Source organism: Halopseudomonas sp. 4NH20-0008 (genome assembly GCF_057548395.1).
Genome location: NZ_BAAJMD010000001.1, coordinates 333,854 through 353,461 on the forward strand (window position 1 = coordinate 333,854; position 19,608 = coordinate 353,461).

Consider the following 19,608-nt stretch of genomic DNA (forward strand, 5'->3'; position numbering starts at 1 on the left):
GCACGGATGAGGCCGTTAGATAGACGCACCGTAAGCATCAGCATCCATCAGCTTGTCCAGCTCGCTGGCATCGGATGGCTTGATCTTGAAGAACCAGGCGCCTTCATAGGGCTCGCTGTTGACCAGTTCCGGGCCGTCTGCCAGCACGTCATTGACGGCGACCACTTCACCACTGATGGGCGCGTAAATATCCGAGGCTGCCTTGACCGACTCAACCACAGCGCACTCCTCACCGGCGCTGACAGTGCGGCCTACTTCCGGCAGCTCAACGAATACTACATCACCCAGCAAATCCTGGGCGTGGTCGGTAATGCCCACCGTCACGGTGCCATCGGCTTCCTGACGGGTCCATTCGTGGCTGGCAGCGTAGCGCAGATCAGCAGGGATATTGCTCATGGGACAATCCTCGACAAAAAAGGGAAAACTTATTCGAATACGGCCTGGCCGTGACGCACGAAACCGGGTTTGACTACCCTCACATCCAGTAACTTGCCACGGATCTCGACCTGCGCTGTATCGCCGGTGGCACGGGGCACACGGGCCAGCGCAATGGAGCAACCCAGGGTTGGAGAGAAACTGCCGCTGGTGATTTCACCTTCGCCGACACCCTCGACAACGACCTTCTGGTGACCACGCAGGACGGCGCGCTCATTCATTACCAGACCAACCAGCTTGGGCTGATCACCGGCTTCACGCTGCTTTTCAAGTGCCTTGCGGCCGATGAAGTCACGTTCAACCGGCTCCCAGGCAATGGTCCAGGCCATATTGGCGGCCAGCGGCGAGATACTCTCATCCATATCCGACCCATACAGGTTCATGCCCGCTTCCAGCCGCAGGGTATCCCGTGCACCCAGACCACAGGGCTTGCAACCGGCCGCCAGCAGCGCATCCCAAAGGGCAGCGGCCTGCTCATTGGGCAACATGATTTCCAGCCCATCTTCACCGGTATAACCGGTACGACCGATAAACCAGTCACCCTCGGCCAGGCCCTGAAAGGCTTTAAGATCATGTATCAATGCGGCTCGAGTATCGGATACCACCGAGGCCGCGACTTCACGCGCCCGCGGGCCCTGGACCGCGAGCATGGCCAGATCGGCGCGCTCGGTAACAGTCACCGCAAAGGCCTCGGCCTGGCGTTGCATCCAGGTCAGATCCTTGTCCCGGGTAGAGGCGTTGACCACCACCCGATAACCGGTTTGGGTCAGGTAGACGATCAGATCATCGATGACCCCGCCCTGCTCATTCAGCATGCCGCTGTACAACGCCTTGCCGGCGGAAGTCAGGCGCGCCACATCATTGGCCAGCAGGTACTGCAAATAAGCTTTGGCTTCGCTGCCGACGACGTCGACAACGGTCATGTGCGACACATCAAATACACCCAGGTCACGGCGTACCTGATGATGCTCTTCAAGTTGTGAGCCGTAATGCAAAGGCATGTCCCAGCCGCCAAAGTCGACCATTTTGGCGCCAGCAGCAAGGTGACATTCATACAACGGCGTGCGCAAACCCATACGGCCTACCTGCTTGATTGAAAAAGAAGGGACTTCACAAAGGTGCGAATTGTAGCCATAAACGCTAAGGATTTGCAGCTTTTGCCCAGCAATTAACGCCGAGCTGACCGGCGGATCAACACAATCACGGGAATCAGCCCGACCAACACCAGCGTCAAAGCCGGTAGCGACGCTCTGGCCCAGTCGCCCTCGGCGGTCAACCCATGAATGCGCACAGCCAGGGTGTCCCAGCCAAAAGGCCGCATCAGCAGGGTCGCCGGCATTTCCTTGAGCACATCGACAAACACCAGCAGTGCCGCACTGAGAATGCCCGGTACCAGCAACGGCAGATAAATCCGCAGGAACACGCGCCAGCCAGACTGACCGAGACTCTGCGCCGCCTCCGGCAACGACGGGCGAATGCGCGCCAGCGAGGTTTCCAGCGGACCAAAGGCCACTGCCATAAAGCGAATAAGATACGCCAGCAGCAGGGCGAACAGACTGCCAAGTAACAAGGGCGCCGCCAACTCGTTACCCAACCAAACCCTCAGCGGTATCAATACCTGATTATCCAGAAAGCTGAAGGCAAACATGATGCTCACGGCCAATACCGACCCCGGCAGCGCATACCCCAGATTAGCCATGGCCACTGCACTGCGCACCCGCCGGATCGGCTGGAATCGTTTGGCCAGCACCAGCAGAATGGCCAGCGTAACCGTCAGCAGCGCCGCTAACGCGCCAAGCGTCAGGGTATTTCGGATAAGTGTCCAATAGCGGCTATCCAGATCGGCCAGACCGCTGAACCATAGCCAGCTCAAGAGTTGCATCAGTGGAATCACGAAGGCGATTGCCAGTACCAACAGGCAATAGCCGGTTGCCAGCCAGGCTTTTGGGCCGTGCAGCCTATAGAGCGCGCCCTGACGTGGGCGATCCACGCCCGGGAAACCTTTGCTGCCTTGCGCCCTGCGTTCGACATACAAAGCCAGAAAAACGAAGAGCAACAGCAGACTGGCCAACTGCGTGGCGGTTTGCAGACTGTAAAAACCGTACCACGTCTTGTAGATGGCTGTGGTGAAGGTGTCGTAATTGAATACCGAGACTGCACCAAAATCAGCCAGTGTTTCCATAATCGCCAGGGCAGTACCGGCACCAATAGCCGGCCGTGCCATCGGCAGTGCCACCCGCCAGAAGCCTTGCCAGGGTGTCTGTCCGAGAATCCGTGCGGCTTCCATCAGTCCGCGGCCTTGGGCCATGAACGCACTGCGTGCCAGCAAATAGACATAGGGATAGAAGACCAGTACCAACACACTGATCACGCCACCGGTCGAGCGAATGGAGAACATCCGGAAATCACTGCCGAACCAGTCGCGCAACAGACTTTGCACGGGGCCGGCGAAATCCAGTAAGCCGATCATCACAAAGGCCAGCACATAGGCAGGTATGGCGAAGGGCAACATCAAGGCCCAGTCCAGCCAGCGCCGCCCGGGAAACTCGCAAAGACTGGTCAACCAGGCCAGGCTGACACCCAGAAGCAGCACCCCTGCAGCCACACCTATTACCAGCACCAGCGTATTGCCGATCAACCTGGCCATTTGCGTCTGCAGCAGATGCGTCCAGATCGGCAGATCCAGGCTTTGCCAGCTCAAGAGCAGGACCATCAACGGCATGATGACCAGAGCGGCTGCACAATAGGCTACGGCGCGCCAGCGAGGCATGTTGTTGATCAGGCTCTGCGGCACAAGGTCTCCCGGTGGCAAAAGGCTTCAGAAAAAACACACCCGGCTCGCGGCCGGGTGTGCAGTATATCGGTAAATCCTGATCCGTGGGCGGACCAAGGCCAAGAGATAGACGTCAGTTCCAGCCTTCACGATCCATCAGCATGATGGCTTCAGGTTGGCGGCGACCCGCTACTTCGACATTGATAGTGTCGGCCTTGAACTCACCCCAGGCGGCCACTTCCTCGGAAGGTGCTACAGAAGAATTGGCCGGAAACTCCTGGTTGACGCCAGCAAAAATCGCCTGAGCCTCGGGACCGGTCATCCATTCCAGCAGTTTGATGGCTTCATCAGGCTGCTTGGCGTGACGTGTGACACCGGCTCCGGAAATATTCACATGCACACCGCGGTCTTCCTGATTAGGCCAGAACAACGCCACTTTTAGGTCAGGATCGGCATTCTGCAAACGGCCGAAGTAGTAGGTATTAACGATACCCACATCGCATTGCCCAGCGTTGATTGCCTGCAGCAGTGCCGTGTCATCGGAAAATACCGGCGTAGTCAGGTTGGCTACCCAGCCACGAATCACCTCAGCCGCACCCTCGGCACCCAGGGTTTCGATCAGGGTCGCGGTCAACGACTGGTTATAGACCTTCTTGGACGTGCGCAGGCACAGACGACCGTGCCAACTCGAATCAGCCAGCGCTTCATAGGTGCTCAGGGTGGCCGGATCAACACGCTCGGTGGAATAGGCAACCGTTCTGGCACGCAAAGACAGACCCGTCCACTCACCGCTTTCGGCGCGGTACTGGGCAGGGATATTGGCTTCAATCAGGTCCGACTTGACCGGGCGCAGCAGACCCATTTGCTCAGCCTGCCAGAGATTGCCGGCGTCCACAGTGATAAACAGATCAGCCGGGGTGTTGGCACCCTCAGCTCGCAGACGAGCCATCAACGGCGCTTCACCATCGGTGATATAGCTGATTTTCACACCCGTTTGTTCGGTGTACAGATCAAATACGGGCTGAATCAAATGCTCTTGACGTGACGAATAGACAACCAGCTCATTGGCCTGGGCAAGGGTAGAAGACACGCTTGCCGCCAGGCTCAGTGCAACAACACAACGAATCAGGGACATGGTACGCCTCAGAGAATGAAGAAAGAGGCTATATGATAATGATTCATATTTAGTTTATCAATGGTCAGATCATGAATCTTCCATGACCAGCTCCGGATCAAGCGCCAGGCTGGGCAATTTACCATCAAGTCCCATGGCGCGGCGTATGATCAGAGCCTTCAGTTTGCCCTGATGGTCAAGCCATTGCATGCCGGTATTGCGCAGCCAGCGCAGCGGAAGGGCATCGGCGTGAAACAGGCGCTCGAACCCTTCCATGGCGGCCATCATGGCCAGATTGGCACCCATGCGCTGGCGCTCATAGCGCTGCAATACGGCGAGGTCGGCCAGATTTTCACCGCGCTGCATAGCGGCGCGCAACACATCATTCAGTTCGGCCGCATCCAACATACCCAGATTCACGCCCTGCCCCGCCAGCGGATGGATGGTATGCGCAGCGTCACCAATCAGCACCAGTCCCGGCATCGCATACTGTTTGGCGTGGCGCTGGCGCAACGGGATGCAATGCCGCGGATCAACCGCCAGCACCTTGCCCAACCGTCCGGCCATGGCCTCGTTGAGCGCGGCGATAAAGGCGGGTTCATCTATCGCCATCAGATGTTCTGCCTGATCGGGCAGCAAGGACCAGACAATCGAACAGAACTGTTTGCCATCACGTGGCGAGAGCGGCAGGAAGGCCAGCGGGCCGGAGGGCAGAAAAGCCTGCCAGGCGGTGTCCTGATGCGGCTCGGCAAGCTCCACCGTGGTGACAATGGCATGGTGTAGATAGTCCCATTCACGCATGGCAAACCCGGCCAGTTCACGCAGCCGCGAGCGGCCGCCATCGGCAGCCACCAGTAAAGGCGCGCGCAATGAAGCACACTCGGGGTCGACGAAGTCCAAGCGCCAGACGTCCTCCTCACGAATCAGGCCCTGTACTGCATGACGGCCGAGCAGGGTAACGTCGCTGCTGGCCAAACGCTCTAACAGAGCCTGCTGCAGACGATGGTTCTCGACGATATGGCCGAGTCGCTGCTCACCAAGCTCGTGGGCATCAAAGTGAATGTCGCCGGTACCTTCAGCATCCCATACGTGCATATGCCGGTAGGGGCCGCGCTCAGTGATCAGCGGCCAAACGTGCAAACGCGTCAGAATATGCTCGGAGGCGGCACTCAGGGCGCTGACCCTTGGATCGAAGCCCGAGGCTGTGGACGTGGCCGGAGCAGGCTGATCCAGCGGCATGCCATCCAGTACGGCAATGCGCAAAGCGCTATCGGCCAATGCCAGAGCCAGAGTAGCGCCCACCATGCCGGCGCCCACCACAATCAGATCATAGTCTTGTGTCACGGGTTTCTCCCGGGCCGGAACATCAATGCTTGAGCCCCATGGCTTGCCGTGCGAACAACTGCCGTGCCGGTGGCAACATATCCAGCCCCAGCAAGCCGATATTGCGCCCCAGCGTCAGCAGTGGCTGGCGATTACTGAACAGACGCGTGAGGTAATCGCTGAAGGCCACCGTTTGCCGCTGATCAGGCTGCTGACTGTGCAGGTAGTCCTGCAACACCGCCAGATCCCCCGGCGCAACACCACGTCGACCCGCTTCAACCAGCTTGTCAGCCAGCGCCAGTGTATCGCGCAACGACAGATTGAATCCTTGTCCGGCAATCGGATGCAGACTGTGCGCGGCATTGCCCAGCACCACCAGATGCGAGCGCACCTGCTCTTGAGCCTCAATCAATTGCAGCGGATAACAGGCGCGGGCACCGACCCGGGTGAGCGCACCCATGCGGTAACCAAAGGCCTGTTGCAGACGATCCAGGAAGGCCTGATCAGGCAACCGGGCAACCGCCGCCGCCTGGTCTTCCGGCAGGGTCCAGACCAATGCACTGCGACCAGCAGACAACGGTAACAGCGCCAGCGGGCCGCTATCGGTAAAGCGTTCATAGGCCACGCCGGCATGACCCTGGGCGGAACTGATATTGGCGACAATCGCCGCCTGACCATAGGGGCTGATCTGACGGTGCACCGCCAACTGTTCAAGCAAACCGGAGCGCCCGCCATCGGCCAGTACCAGCAGGCCAGTCTCGCAGGTCTGCTGACCGGATGCCTGCTGTATGTCCACTGCGTAACCACCTGGGGCTACCCGCACAGAGGTGACGCTGGCCGGCGCCAGCCACTCAACCTGTTGCTGATCCAAGGCGTCAAGCAGCACCTCGCCCAGCCAGGCGTTCTCCACCACATAACCCAGGGCCGGGACCCGCTCCTGCTGGGCGTCCAGGCGGGTAACACCCGGATGCCCGCGGTCCGAGACATGGATGTGGCGGATGGGTTCAGCTTTTTCCGACAATCGCTGCCAAACCCCCAGGCGCTCCAGCAATAGCCGACTGCCATGCGACAGAGCGGTGGAGCGCGCATCGTAACTGGTCGGCGCCGCACCCGAGCCGGGCGGGCTGGCTTCAATCAATTGGATACGCCAACCTGCTTGCCGGGCACAGGCTTGCAAGGCCAACGCCAGGCAGGCACCGACCATGCCGCCACCTACGATACTGATGGTGCTCACGCCGTCACGCCCTCAGACTCGCGAGCCTGGGCCATCAGCGCTTCAATTTCATCCGCCTGCTTGGGCACGCTGCCGCTGATGACGTCACAGCCACTGCGCGTGACGACCACGTCATCCTCGATGCGAATACCGATACCGCGCCACTTGCGCGGGACCGTATCGTCATCCGGGGCGATATAAATACCCGGTTCAACGGTCATCACCATGCCCGGTTCCAACTCGCGCCAGACGCCCCCCACCCGGTAATCACCTACATCGTGCACATCCATGCCCAGCCAGTGCCCGGCGCGGTGCATGTAGAAACGGCGGTAGGCTTCAGTGCTGATCAACTCCTCCAGCTCACCCTTGAGCAGGCCCAGCTTGAGCAGACCGGCGGCGATAACCCGGACGGTAGCTTCATGCGCCTCGTTCCAGTGCCGGCCTGGCGCTATCACCTCAAAGGCTGCCGCCTGGGCGGCCAGTACGATATCGTAAATAGCGCGCTGCTCAGGACTGAAGCGGCCGCTGGCCGGAAAGGTGCGGGTAATGTCGCTGGCATAACAATCCAGCTCACAGCCGGCATCGATCAGAATCAGGTCGCCGTCGCGGATCTGGCAGTTGTTCTCGGTGTAATGCAGGATGCAGGCGTTGCGCCCGGCCGCGACAATCGAGGAGTAGGCCGGAGAGCGACTGCCATGGCGCATGAAGCCGTGCTGTAGTTCTGCTTCAAGCTGGTACTCCCAGAGCCCGGGGCGACATATCTGCATGGCGCGAATATGCGCCTGAGCGGAAATTTCGGCGGCCGCCTGCATCACCTTGAGTTCAGCAGCACTCTTGTACAGCCGCATGTCGTGCAGCAGATGATCGAGGGCCAGAAATTCATTCGGCGGCTGCGCACCCAGGCGCGCCTTGCTGCGAATCACGTTGATCCAGTTAGTCAACCGACGATCAAACTCGGGGTTGGCGCCCATGGCGTAATAGACACGTTCGCGCCCCTCGATCAGGCCCGGCAGAATGTCGTCAATATCGTTGATCGGAAAAGCATCATTGGCACCAAAATCCGCTATCGCGCCTTCCTGCCCGGCGCGATAGCCGTCCCAGAGCTCACGTTCCTTGTCCTTCTCACGGCAGAACAGTACATATTCGCCATGCTCCCGGCCAGGGATCAGCACAGCGACGGCCTCCGGCTCCGGAAAGCCAGTCAGATACTGAAAATCACTGTCCTGACGGTACTGGTGCTCCACATCACGGTTGCGAATATGCACCGGAGCGGCCGGCAGCACGGCAATGCTGTTGGGCTCCATCTGCGCCATCAACGCCTTGCGGCGGCGACTGTATTCCTGCCTGGTCAAATGCATGCTTACCTCGGGCTCGGGTGGTTCAATGCAGGGATGCGGGTGGTTTGCTCTCGCTGTCCGCTGCCGGCTGGCACTCACTGAACAGCATCAGTACCGCCATGCGCACATACTCCATGACTTCCATAAAATCGACTTCATTGGCTTCGGACTCTTCCAGATCGGTCTGCACCTGGGCAATCGCAGCAAAATCGTGCAGCGCACTGTCGGCCTCCTCACTCAGCTCACCCTGGCGCTCGACCAAGCCGAACCCGCCGAGAAAGCCTTCGCACCACTGACCCAGCGCCTGGGTCCGACGATCCACTGCCGCACTGTCGTCCGGCAACAACAGGGTCAGGTCAAAGCCGCTGCCACTGAGCTCAGCCAGACTGGCGTCATACAGCTGAATCATCAACACTTTACCCGCCTCGGGCAAGCTGCTGCGAGCATCAAGCAACTCATGTGCAACGTTCAGCCAGGTGCCATGGTCATAACGGGCACCAGCGCACAGCCGGCCGGCCAGATGCCCATGAATTTCGGCGGGGAACGCCGCTGCGCCGAGGTCAGCGAACAACTGGTCATAACGGTCAAACTCAAAAACGGCAGGCAGCAATGCCATAATATCGGGGCCTCGCAAAGGTCGTAAGTGAACGCCGCAACAATAGATGCAGGAAATGTTTCCGTCCCTGTCATGCCAAGGTGCGCCACAGTCAGCTTCCAGTCTACCAGCCTGGCTTCCCCAGGGAAGCAGAGACAGAATATTCAGGGGTTTGACCGCCCAGCGGGGCCACTCTATAGTTGGCCAACACCGGGATGACAGACTGATACCTATGGAAGAACCCGTTATCGATACCTTGACGCTTAAAGTGAACCAGCTCATCGAGCTGTGTGACCGGTTGCAACAGCAGAACCGGCATCTGTTGGCACAGGAAAAAACCTGGCGAGATGAACGCTTGCAACTGATCGAAAAGAACGATTTGGCCCGTCAGAAGGTCGAAGCCATGATATCGCGTCTCAAATCCCTGGAGCATGATTCATGAGCAGCACCGCTTTGACTGTTACATTGCATATTCTCGACAAGGAATACCGCGTCAGTTGCCCGCCCGAAGAACGCAGCAATCTCGAACAGGCGGCACGCCATCTGGACACCACCATGCGCGACATCCGCAACAGCGGCAAGGTTATCGGCGTGGAGCGTATTGCGGTCATGGCGGCGCTGAACATCAGCCACGAAATGATCACCGGCAGCCACCAGCAAGGGCAAACCCTGAACAGCCAGCAACAGCAGATCAGTGAGCTGGTCAGTCGACTGGACCAGGCACTGGCGCGTCATCAGCACTGAAGGTCAATGTTCTTGAGTTCATTCTTCTGTATACTGGTTCACGTCCCTGGGATGTTTGCCAGTCGGTGATGTCCCTGAGCCGATACTCCTGCAGAAGGAGGCCACGCGTTGTTGCCAGTGTGCATGTCCGCATGACGGAAAGCCTGAGGCAGTACCGTGTCCCCCACCTTGAACTTTCGGGTTCAAGGGCTAACCCGACAGCGGCATTTCCGGGGACACCCTCATGACTCGCAGCGACCGCGCCCAGCTACGCCGCGCCTTACGTGCCAAGCGGCGATCGCTGACACCAGCAGACCAGTCTGCCGCAGCCAAGGCGCTGTTCAGGCAACTAGCTCAACAACCGCTCTTCAGACGCTGCCGACACATTGCCTTTTATCTGGCCAACGACGGCGAAATCGACCCCAACCTGCTGCTCCAGCATGCACAACGCCTCGGCAAGACCTGCTATCTGCCGGTATTACGCCGTTGGCCGCGTCAACACATGGCCTTCCAGGCCCTTCAACCCGGCCAGCGCTGGGTTAAAAATCGCTACGGGATTGTCGAACCCCAACCGTCACATAGCAGACAGCCGCCTGCCTGGCGCCTGAACCTGATTTTGTTACCACTGGTGGGATTTGATTCTCAAGGAAACAGGCTGGGCATGGGTGGCGGCTTTTATGATCGCGCACTGTCTTACAAAGCTCGCCGCCAAAGCTGGTCAGGTCCGAAGCTGGTCGGCCTGGCTCACCGCTGCCAACAGGTTGAGGCGCTGACAGCGGCGAGCTGGGACATAGGTCTGGATGCGATAGTCACAGATCGGCAATTCATGCCGATCAGGGTTGATTGATCCGCGTCTCAGCCTGTGAAGCACGTTCAAGGTAACTTTGTGTATAGCCTGTGGTGACGACACCCAGGCCGAATACAATCACAAGAATCCATAACAAATCAGGTTTGCGGCGCACACTGCCCTCCTTACTAAGGGAAAATCTGGCAATTTCTTATTATTGTCTTTGGGTGCTTTTTCGCTACTTTGTTCCAACTCATCTCATCTAACCGCGCAAAAGCTCGACCAGTTCCGCAAGCAGATACCTGAACCGTCGATTCGCCGAGACAAAAAAGAACTCAGTATCGGATTGCTTTTTTAGACCAACAACCAGCCACCTGTCAAATATTGATACAGATAAAGTCCGATACTGTGATCTTATTGATCAATCAGCGCCTTTGGAGCAGCAATGCGCGTCGAACTAGCCTGAAATGCGGCCTTATGCTATCAGTAGGGCAACAGCAAAGGATCAGCCATGCTTGCCCGTCTCGCCGCGCGTCACCCGCGCCTCACCAGAGTATTTATAGCAGCGCTATTTCTGCTGATGGCGGCTGGCATCCTGAGCGGCTGGCAAGCCCTGCTGAACGCGGAGGAAGACCAGTCTCGGGCGCGTCTGCAGCTTGAGGTCAACGCACTGGCAGAACAACTGGAAACCCACTTTGATCTGCAGTTAGGCAGCCTGCACCGTCTGGCCAAGCGTTGGGACTTGCACCACGAAGAACTTGAGCTATGGACACGCGAAGTCAATTACCTGCTGGATGACTTCAATAACTTCCAGGCCATAGAGTGGCTGGACGCCGACTTTCGCATGCGCTGGATCGAGCCACTGCAGGGCAATGAAGCTGCAGTCGGCTTCAGCTATACGGCAAACCACCCGAACTACCCCTTCCTGCTCAAGGCTCGAGAGTCTGGCACGCCTATTCTCAGTAACAGCTTTGTGCTGCAACAGGGCGGGCCCGGGCTCGCCTACTATGTCCCACTGCTGCGGAATACGGACGACCCACAGAGCTTCGATGGTTTTCTGCTGGGCATATTTCGTGTTGAAGTCCTGCTCAATGATCTGCTTGATACCGGTGCGCGAGATGCACTGAGTATTGAGCTGCACGAATACGACAGACTGCTGCTGCAGCGGCGCGCTCCAGATACCCTGGATCTGCCCTGGCGAGCCAGCGCCATGATCAGCCTGGGTAATAACCAAACCTTCAGCCTGCATGCCTTGCCCACCGAGCGTCTGATGCGCAAGAGCACTACAGCATTACCGCTGCTGATCCTGATCAGCGGTCTGCTCGCCAGCCTGTCGCTATGTTATGCGCTGTGGCTGGCATCGATCAGTTCGCAGCGCTGGTTAGCCCTGAGCCAAAGCAACCGACAACTGCAACAAGAGATGATTCGCCGCCAACAGACCGAACAAAGCCTGCAACGCAATCAGGCTCGCCTGAAACTGATCCTCGACTTGAGCAATTACAGTCATGACGCGCTGTTCATTATTGGCCTGGAACCGCAGGAGCTGGTCTACCTGAACCGGACCTGCTGGTTCATTCTCGGCTACAGCGAAAAAGAGCTACGCCAGATAATCGCCATCTCACCACAGGACATCATGCCCAACCTGGTTGAATGGAGCGCCGACCTGAGCAAGCTGGCAAAATCCCAGAGCGCCGCGGTGTTTCAGCAAAGCCTGCGGACCCGCGATGGTCAGATTCTGCCCATGGAAATCAGCGTGCAGCACATGTCACGCTATGGTCGCGACTATCTGATCTGTGTAGGTCGAAACAACAGCGAACAGCTGCAAGCTGCCGCGCGTCTGCAGGCCTTGTCGACCGAAGATGCCCTGACCGGCCTGTACAATCGTCGTTATTTTGATGAAAAGTTGCAGCGCGAGTGGCGCCTGCTTGGTCGCCAGGGCAGCCCGCTGGGCATGCTGATGCTGGACGTTGATCACTTCAAGAGTTTCAACGATATCTTCGGTCACCCGGCCGGAGACGACGCCCTGCAAAAGCTCGGTTCCACACTAAAGGCCAGTCTGTTGCGTGAGGGGGATGCGGTATGTCGTTACGGCGGCGAGGAGTTTGCAGTAATTCTGCCCGGTGCCGATATCAACCAGTGCGCCCAGGTTGCCCAGCACCTGCACCAGACCATTGCTGCGCTCAAGATAGCCCATCCCACCAGCATTCACGGGCATTTGACCGTGAGCATTGGCGCGGCCAGCCTGATACCGAGCGCTGATCAGCAGCCAGAGTGCCTGATCAGCCTGGCTGACAAGGCGCTGTACCAGGCCAAATCACAGGGCCGCAATAAGACCTGTCTTACAGACTGACATGCCTGCCTAGCCCAAATACAGCTCATACGCCGGATTGTTGCTTTCGTCCCAGTACATGTAACCGATTTCATCCAGCGCCTCAGCCACCTTGTGTCGATCCTGCTCCGGCACCTGCAAACCCACTACAACGCGGCCATAGGCGGCGCCATGATTGCGGTAGTGGAACATGGAAATATTCCACTTGCCGCCCAACTTGTTGAGAAAGTTGAACAGCGCGCCAGGGCGCTCCGGGAACTCGAAGCGGTACACCACCTCGTCGGTAACCTGATCAGCGTGCCCCCCGACCATATGGCGGATATGCAGCTTGGCCAGCTCGTTATCGGTCAGATCCAGCACCGGGAAACCCTGCTCACACAAGGTACTGACCAATGCATCGCGCGGGTCCGACTCGGGATGGGTCTGCACACCGACAAAGATATGCGCCTCCCGGCTATCGTGATAGCGGTAGTTGAACTCGGTGATCGCGCGCTTGCCGATAGCCTGACAGAAGGCCTTGAAACTACCGGGCTTCTCGGGAATGGTCACCGCCAGCAGGGCTTCGCGCTGCTCACCAATTTCGGCCCGTTCGGCCACGTGGCGTAAACGGTCGAAATTGACATTGGCACCAGAGTCGATGGCAATGAATACCTTGCCGACACAACCCTCGCGTTCGACATACTTCTTGATCCCGGCCACCCCCAGACAACCGGCCGGTTCACAGATGGAGCGCGTATCATCATAGATGTCCTTGATCGCCGCGCACATTTCATCCGTGGTGATGGTCAACACCTCATCCACATAATGGCGCGCCACCGCAAAGGTATGCTCGCCGATCTGCGCTACCGCCACACCGTCGGCAAACAGGCCGACCTGGCTCAAGGTCACCCGTTCACCGGCATCCATGGCCGCCTTCAGGCAGGCGGCCTCGGTCGGCTCAACACCGATCACCTTGATGTCAGGGCGCAGGTATTTGACGTAGGCTGCAATGCCGGCGACCAGACCACCGCCGCCGACCGGCACAAAGATCGCATCCAGCTGGCCCTGATGCTGACGCAGGATTTCCATGGCAATAGTGCCCTGACCGGCAATCGTGTCCGGGTCATCATAGGGATGGATATACACCAGCCCCTTTTCCTTGATCAGTTTCTGCGAGTAGGCCAACGCTTCATCAAAGGCATCACCGTGCAACACCACCTTGGCGCCCCGCGCTCGAACCGCACGCACCTTGATTTCCGGCGTAGTGCGCGGCATCACGATGGTTGCCTTGACGCCTAGATGCCGGGCCGCATAGGCCAGGCCCTGGGCATGATTGCCGGCCGAGGCGGTGACGACACCGCAAGCCCGCTGCTCATCACTGAGCAACGCCAACTTGTTATAGGCACCGCGAATCTTGAAGGAAAAAACCGGCTGCAGATCTTCGCGCTTAAGCAACACGGTATTGCCCAGCCGCTCGGACAAGAAGGGGGCGGCATGAATAGGCGTTTCAACCGCCACATCGTAGACGCGTGAACTGAGGATCTTCTTGACGTAAGTTTCCAGCATCGGACTTCAACTGTTCTGAGGGTAAAGGAGGCAGTCTAGCGAATCAGCCGCGCGGCGACTACACGCTGAGAACCTGGCAGGCGTATAATCTGCACTTTAACCGCGGCAAATAAGGTAACAGCCCATGACCCAGGACGAACTGAAACAGGCCGTAGGCCAAGCCGCTGTCGAGATTCTGCTACCGACGCTGGATGATCGTAGCGTGATTGGCGTGGGCACCGGCTCCACGGCCAACTGCTTTATTGATGCACTGGCAAAGCACAAAGGTTTTTTTGATGGTGCCGTAGCCAGCTCCGAAGCCACCGCTCAACGCCTGAAGGGGCATGGCATACAGGTGTATGACCTGAATAGCGTGGCGCAGCTTGACTACTACGTTGATGGCGCCGATGAAGCCAACAAGCATCTGGAACTGATCAAGGGCGGCGGCGCTGCCCTGACCCGGGAAAAGATCGTCGCAGCCGTGGCCTGCACCTTCATCTGCATTGCTGATGAAAGCAAGCTGGTCGACACTCTGGGGCAGTTTCCGCTGCCGGTTGAAGTCATCCCCATGGCCCGCAGTCACGTGGCCCGCGAAATCGTCAAGCTCGGTGGTGATCCGGTCTACCGCGAAGGTTGTGTCACGGATAATGGCAACGTCATTCTGGATATACACAATATGCAGATACATGACCCGCGCAGGCTTGAAGAACAACTCAACGCTATTGTCGGCGTGGTCTGCTGCGGTCTTTTTGCTGCACGCCCGGCGGATATCCTGCTGCTTGGCACAACATCCGGCGTCAAACGGCTTGAGCGCGGACAGTAATGCCCTTCAATTCTGTGGGGCAAAGCGGTAGAACAGGTTCGGTTCACTGACCAGATAAATCCGCCGGGTGTCATCAACTGCCACCCCTTCAGCCTGTGGCACGGTTCGCTGCAAGCCGCTCATGCCGCGCCACAGACCCAACAGACTGAGTGGCTTCCCGTCGGCGTCATACTCCACCAGCATATGCGACTCGTCGCTCAGTAACAGCAGATGCCCGCTGGCATCGTGCAAGGCCAAAGAGGACAGGTCACGCATAAAAAGACGTGGCGAGTCCGGCGATTTGAGTTCGGTAATGCGGATGGCCGTCGGCGCGTTCGGAGCGGCATCCACAAATCCTGTTACTGCCAGAACCCTGAGAGGGTCCCGCTCCTTGACGACCAGCAGCCGCTGACCTACAGCATCCCAGGAGGCACCTTCAAAGCCCTTGTTGCCATTGAGGTCCAGACCGACTTTCAAACTTGGCGCACCTTCAACACTGAAACGCTCGGCATGAGGCGGAATATCCACAACAATGAGACGCTGCGTTCGCTCCTCGGCGATCACGAAGCGATTTCCGCTCACATGGGTCAGGCCCTCCATATCACTGACACCATCGATGGCAATCTGACGCAACAGCTCGCCATCGCGGCTGATTTCAACCATTAAAGGAAGGCCATTGAGAACCGACCAGAGGGTGCCGGTTTCACTATTGAAGGTCAGCGCAGACAAATCATCTTCTATGCCGTCAATCGGCCGTCCCTCAACATCCACATGATAGCGCCCGAGATCCAGGGCGCTATCCGGCAGGGCCTTGCCGGAAAGCTGCCAGCTATGCCACAGCAATGCGTCAAGACGGGTCACGTGAAGTGTTACTGCCACGACCAGCAACAATAGAACAAACACAGCCACCAGCGCTTTCAAGGCTCAGACTCCTGAACAGGCCACAGACAGACTCAGAGGTCTGAGCGCCAGGGGTGGCGATAGTTCACAAGTCCGAATTCAACCAACTGTTGCAGACTGTTTCAGTACGCCTGGAATCGCCAGTTCAAGCTTGTCACCGGCAGACAGCACGCCGACACCGACTGGCGTACCGGTGATGACCACATCACCCGGCTGCAGGGTGAAGACGCAGGCAATCTGCTGCAGCAGCGCGATAATCGGGGTGATCATCTGGCTGCTGTTGCCCTGCTGACGCAGCACACCGTTGATATGCAACTGCAGCGCAATATCCTGCAAATTCGGCAGCTGTTCGGGTCGCACAAAGTGTGACAACGGGCAGGCACCATCAAAGGCCTTGGCCCGCTCCCAGGGATGCCCCTTGGCTTTCAGCTGATCCTGCAGCTCGCGCAGGGTCAGGTCCAGGGCCAGACCGACACCGGCTATGGCCTGATGCGCCTGGGCTTCAGTGACCTCACCGCTCAGAGTCTGTCCAATCAGCAGGGCAATCTCGGTTTCATAATGCACATCCCCTTTGCCCTGCGGCAGACGCAGGGGCTGGTCAAGCGACACCACCGCCGTGGCCGGCTTGAGAAACAGCAGCGGCTCGCTGGGAACCGGATTGTTCAGCTCGCGCGCATGCTCGGCGTAGTTGCGCCCGACACAGACCACCTTGCCCAGCGGCAGGTTGGCGGCGGATGCATCAATAAAAAGGTGTTGGTAAGACATCGGGGATCCTTTCAGGATAGCCAAAAGCTTCAAGCTTCAAGCTTCAAGCTTCAAGCTTCAAGCTTCAAGAAAACAGTATGCGCATTCGCTTTTAGCTTTTAGCTTTTAGCTTTTAGCTTTTAGCTTTTAGCTTTTAGTTTGTGGCTTGTGGCTTGTGGCTTGCCGCTTGCCGCTTGCCGCTGTCAGTTAAATATCTTGCCCGGATTCATGATGCCGTTAGGATCGAATACCGCCTTGACCGCCTTCATCAGTGCGATTTCCTCGGGGCTACGACTGTAATGCAGGTAATCGCGCTTGGTCATGCCAACGCCATGCTCGGCAGAGATCGAGCCGTTGTATTTCTGCACAATCTCGAATACCCACTTGTTGACTGTCGCGCACTTGCCAAAAAACTCGTCCTTGTCCATCGCCTCCGGCTTGAGGATATTCAGATGCAGGTTGCCGTCGCCGATATGGCCGAACCAGACGATCTCGAAATCCGGATAATGCTCACCGACAATGGCGTCAATATCGTGCAAGAAGGCCGGCACCTTGCTCACGGTCACCGATATGTCGTTCTTGTAGGGCGTCCAGTGCGAGATGGTCTCGGAAATGAACTCGCGCAGCTTCCACAGATTCTGCAGCTGCTGCTCGCTCTGGCTCATGACACCATCCAACACCCAGCCCTGCTCGACACAATGTTCGAAAATCTCCAGCGCCTGATTGGCGATATCCTCGTTCAGCGCCTCGAACTCAAGCAGCGCATAGAACGGGCAATTGGTTTCGAAGGGCGCCGGCACGTCACCGCGACCCATGATCTTGGCCATCGCCTTGTCCGAGAAAAACTCGAAGGCAGTCAGGTCCAGCTTGCTCTGGAAGGCATGCAGCACCGGCATGATGGAATCGAAGTCCGGTGTACCGAGCACCATGGCAGTCAGGTTCTTCGGTGCACGTTCCAGACGCATGGTCGCCTCGACCACAAAGCCCAGGGTGCCCTCAGCGCCAATAAACAGCTGGCGCAGATCATAACCGGTGGCGTTCTTGATCAAGTCCTTGTTCAGCTCCAACAGCTCACCGGTACCGGTGACCACCTTCAGGCCGGCCACCCAGTTACGGGTCATGCCGTAGCGAATGACCTTGATGCCGCCGGCATTGGTACCGATGTTGCCGCCAATATTGCTGGAACCCGCCGACGCAAAATCGACCGGATAGTACAGCCCTTTATCTTCGGCGAACTGCTGCAACTGAGCTGTTATCACACCCGGCTGGCAGAGCACGGTGCGATCGAACTCATTGAAATCGAGAATCCGGTTCATATAGTCGAAGGACACCACGATCTCGCCATTGGCCGCCACCGCCCCGGCAGACAGACCGGTACGGCCGCCCGAGGGCACCAGCGCCAGTTGTTGCTGGTTGGCAAAGCGCACCAGCGCCTGCACTTGCTCAATGCTTTTCGGGAAGACAATGGCCAGGGGTGCCGGATCAAAATGTTTGGTCCAATCCTTGCCCCAGTTGTTCAGGGACTCCGGGTCGCAGCGGACCTTGTCCGGCTCAACCAGGGTCTTGAGGGTTTCAATCACGGCTGTTGGGGTCATGGTCGGCTCTCAAACGGGATTCATGCTGCGCCTGAACACAATTCATGCAGTGGCAGGCATCAAAACGGGAGATTATGTTAGCATACGCGGCTTCCGAAACAGGGCTCTACCTTTGACAAAAAAAGTCAATGAGCTCATCGGCCCTACTCCATCAGCTTCGCGGGTACCTGACACCATGATCAAAACCTCGCTGGACAAAAGCAAGATCAAGTTTCTGCTCCTCGAGGGCGTACACCAGACTGCCGTTGATACCCTGAAGGCAGCCGGTTACACCAACATCGATTACCACACCGGCTCTTTACCGGACGAGCAGCTCAAGGAAGCCATTGCCGACGCCCATTTCATTGGCATCCGCTCGCGCACCCAACTGACCGCCGAGGTGTTCAGCCACGCCCAGAAGCTGGTCGCCGTGGGCTGTTTCTGCATCGGCACCAACCAGGTTGATCTGGATGCGGCGATGGAAATGGGCGTAGCCGTATTCAACGCGCCCTACTCCAACACCCGCTCGGTAGCCGAACTGGTGCTGGCCGAGGCGATTCTGCTGCTGCGCGGCGTGCCCGAGAAAAACGCCTCCTGCCACCGCGGTGGCTGGATCAAGAGCGCCGAGAACTCTTACGAAATCCGCGGCAAGAAGCTGGGCATCGTCGGCTACGGCTCAATCGGCACTCAGCTGTCCGTGTTGGCTGAAGGGCTGGGCATGCAGGTACTGTTCTATGACGTGGTCACCAAGCTGCCGCTGGGGAACGCGACTCAGGTCGCCAGTTTGACCGACCTGCTCAACCAGGCCGACATCGTCACCCTGCACGTACCGGAAACCGCCGCGACCAAGTGGATGATTGGCGAGAAGGAAATCCGCGCCATGAAGCCCGGCGGCATCCTGATCAACGCCGCGCGCGGTACGGTAGTGGATATCGATGCACTGGCAGCGGCCCTGCGCGACAAGCACCTGAACGGCGCTGCGATTGACGTATTCCCGGTTGAGCCGCGCTCGAACAAGGATGAATTCATCAGCCCGTTGCGCGAGTTCGACAACTGCATCCTGACGCCGCATGTTGGCGGCTCAACCCTTGAAGCCCAGGCCAACATTGGCCTTGAAGTAGCGGAAAAGCTGGTCCGTTACAGCGACAACGGCACCTCCATCACCTCGGTCAACTTCCCTGAGGTAGCGCTCCCTTCGCACCCTGGCCAGCACCGTCTGCTGCATATTCACCAGAATATTCCAGGCGTACTGAGCGAAATCAACCAGGTGTTCGCCGCCAATGGCATCAACATCTGCGGTCAGTTCCTGCAGACCAACGACAAGGTTGGCTATGTGGTAATTGACGTTGACGCCGACAACTCCGAGCTGGCTCTGGAAAAAATGCAGGAAGTGAAAGGTACCATTCGCTCCCGCGTCCTTTTCTAAGAGGCTAGC

Annotated in this window: 18 protein-coding genes and 1 other RNA gene; 7 read left to right on the plus strand and 12 right to left on the minus strand. The window is 58.1% G+C overall.

Annotated features, from left to right (window positions below; genetic code table 11):
- Positions 1-15: 15 nt before the first annotated feature.
- From gcvH to AC27HQ_RS01500, 8 genes are all read right to left on the minus strand, one after another.
- Positions 16-396 (minus strand): glycine cleavage system protein GcvH, encoded by a 381-nt coding sequence (gene gcvH, locus AC27HQ_RS01465; RefSeq protein WP_487154038.1) that lies wholly within the window; start codon positions 394-396, stop codon positions 16-18.
- Between the two features lie 29 nt (positions 397-425).
- Positions 426-1,511 (minus strand): glycine cleavage system aminomethyltransferase GcvT, encoded by a 1,086-nt coding sequence (gene gcvT, locus AC27HQ_RS01470; protein WP_487154039.1) that lies wholly within the window; start codon positions 1,509-1,511, stop codon positions 426-428.
- Between the two features lie 92 nt (positions 1,512-1,603).
- Positions 1,604-3,205: an ABC transporter permease gene (locus tag AC27HQ_RS01475; protein WP_487154193.1), complete on the minus strand. Its 1,602-nt coding sequence runs from the start codon at positions 3,203-3,205 to the stop codon at positions 1,604-1,606.
- A 136-nt stretch (positions 3,206-3,341) separates the two neighbouring features.
- The gene (locus AC27HQ_RS01480) at positions 3,342-4,343 is read right to left on the minus strand and encodes an extracellular solute-binding protein (RefSeq protein WP_487154040.1); all 1,002 of its coding nucleotides are present in this window, start codon (positions 4,341-4,343) and stop codon (positions 3,342-3,344) included.
- Positions 4,344-4,412: 69 nt separating this feature from the next.
- Positions 4,413-5,666: an FAD-dependent monooxygenase gene (locus tag AC27HQ_RS01485; protein ID WP_487154041.1), complete on the minus strand. Its 1,254-nt coding sequence runs from the start codon at positions 5,664-5,666 to the stop codon at positions 4,413-4,415.
- A gap of 22 nt (positions 5,667-5,688) precedes the next feature.
- Positions 5,689-6,849, minus strand: a complete 1,161-nt coding sequence (gene ubiH / locus AC27HQ_RS01490; protein ID WP_487154194.1) for a 2-octaprenyl-6-methoxyphenyl hydroxylase — start codon at positions 6,847-6,849, stop codon at positions 5,689-5,691.
- A 26-nt stretch (positions 6,850-6,875) separates the two neighbouring features.
- On the minus strand, positions 6,876-8,216 hold the full coding sequence (pepP, locus tag AC27HQ_RS01495) for a Xaa-Pro aminopeptidase (protein ID WP_487154042.1): 1,341 nt from the start codon (positions 8,214-8,216) through the stop codon (positions 6,876-6,878).
- A gap of 22 nt (positions 8,217-8,238) precedes the next feature.
- Positions 8,239-8,811 carry a UPF0149 family protein gene (locus AC27HQ_RS01500; RefSeq protein WP_487154043.1) on the minus strand — a complete coding sequence of 191 codons (573 nt, stop codon included), beginning with the start codon at positions 8,809-8,811 and terminating at the stop codon, positions 8,239-8,241.
- A gap of 211 nt (positions 8,812-9,022) precedes the next feature.
- Here AC27HQ_RS01500 and AC27HQ_RS01505 point away from each other — a divergent pair, with 211 nt between their 5' ends.
- The 5 genes from AC27HQ_RS01505 to AC27HQ_RS01525 all read left to right on the plus strand — a co-directional run bounded on the left by AC27HQ_RS01505 (position 9,023) and on the right by AC27HQ_RS01525 (position 12,650).
- Positions 9,023-9,232, plus strand: a complete 210-nt coding sequence (locus tag AC27HQ_RS01505; protein ID WP_487154044.1) for a TIGR02449 family protein — start codon at positions 9,023-9,025, stop codon at positions 9,230-9,232.
- Positions 9,229-9,534: a cell division protein ZapA gene (locus AC27HQ_RS01510; RefSeq protein ID WP_487154045.1), complete on the plus strand. Its 306-nt coding sequence runs from the start codon at positions 9,229-9,231 to the stop codon at positions 9,532-9,534. Before AC27HQ_RS01505 ends, AC27HQ_RS01510 begins: the two co-directional genes overlap by 4 nt.
- Before the next feature lie 40 nt (positions 9,535-9,574).
- Positions 9,575-9,754: non-coding RNA, 6S RNA (gene ssrS, locus AC27HQ_RS01515), on the plus strand.
- A 3-nt stretch (positions 9,755-9,757) separates the two neighbouring features.
- Positions 9,758-10,360 carry a 5-formyltetrahydrofolate cyclo-ligase gene (locus AC27HQ_RS01520; RefSeq protein WP_487154046.1) on the plus strand — a complete coding sequence of 201 codons (603 nt, stop codon included), beginning with the start codon at positions 9,758-9,760 and terminating at the stop codon, positions 10,358-10,360.
- Between the two features lie 451 nt (positions 10,361-10,811).
- Positions 10,812-12,650, plus strand: coding sequence for a diguanylate cyclase (locus tag AC27HQ_RS01525; protein WP_487154047.1), 1,839 nt, complete (start codon positions 10,812-10,814; stop codon positions 12,648-12,650).
- A 9-nt stretch (positions 12,651-12,659) separates the two neighbouring features.
- Here AC27HQ_RS01525 and ilvA read toward each other — a convergent pair whose 3' ends face one another.
- Positions 12,660-14,174, minus strand: coding sequence for a threonine ammonia-lyase, biosynthetic (gene ilvA / locus AC27HQ_RS01530; protein WP_487154048.1), 1,515 nt, complete (start codon positions 14,172-14,174; stop codon positions 12,660-12,662).
- Between the two features lie 124 nt (positions 14,175-14,298).
- Between ilvA and rpiA the strand changes: the two genes are divergently transcribed.
- Positions 14,299-14,976 carry a ribose-5-phosphate isomerase RpiA gene (gene rpiA, locus AC27HQ_RS01535; protein ID WP_487154049.1) on the plus strand — a complete coding sequence of 226 codons (678 nt, stop codon included), beginning with the start codon at positions 14,299-14,301 and terminating at the stop codon, positions 14,974-14,976.
- 6 nt (positions 14,977-14,982) lie between these two features.
- Here rpiA and AC27HQ_RS01540 read toward each other — a convergent pair whose 3' ends face one another.
- The 3 genes from AC27HQ_RS01540 to AC27HQ_RS01550 form a co-directional block, all read right to left on the minus strand.
- Positions 14,983-15,876, minus strand: a complete 894-nt coding sequence (locus tag AC27HQ_RS01540; RefSeq protein WP_487154050.1) for an SdiA-regulated domain-containing protein — start codon at positions 15,874-15,876, stop codon at positions 14,983-14,985.
- A gap of 78 nt (positions 15,877-15,954) precedes the next feature.
- A complete protein-coding gene (locus AC27HQ_RS01545) occupies positions 15,955-16,620 on the minus strand; it encodes a fumarylacetoacetate hydrolase family protein (protein ID WP_487154051.1) in 666 nt (221 codons plus the stop codon).
- Between the two features lie 182 nt (positions 16,621-16,802).
- A complete protein-coding gene (locus AC27HQ_RS01550; RefSeq protein ID WP_487154052.1) occupies positions 16,803-18,194 on the minus strand; it encodes an FAD-binding oxidoreductase in 1,392 nt (463 codons plus the stop codon).
- A 175-nt stretch (positions 18,195-18,369) separates the two neighbouring features.
- On the opposite strand from AC27HQ_RS01550, the gene serA reads away from it, so the two are divergent.
- Positions 18,370-19,599, plus strand: coding sequence for a phosphoglycerate dehydrogenase (serA, locus tag AC27HQ_RS01555; protein ID WP_487154053.1), 1,230 nt, complete (start codon positions 18,370-18,372; stop codon positions 19,597-19,599).
- Positions 19,600-19,608: the final 9 nt, after the last annotated feature.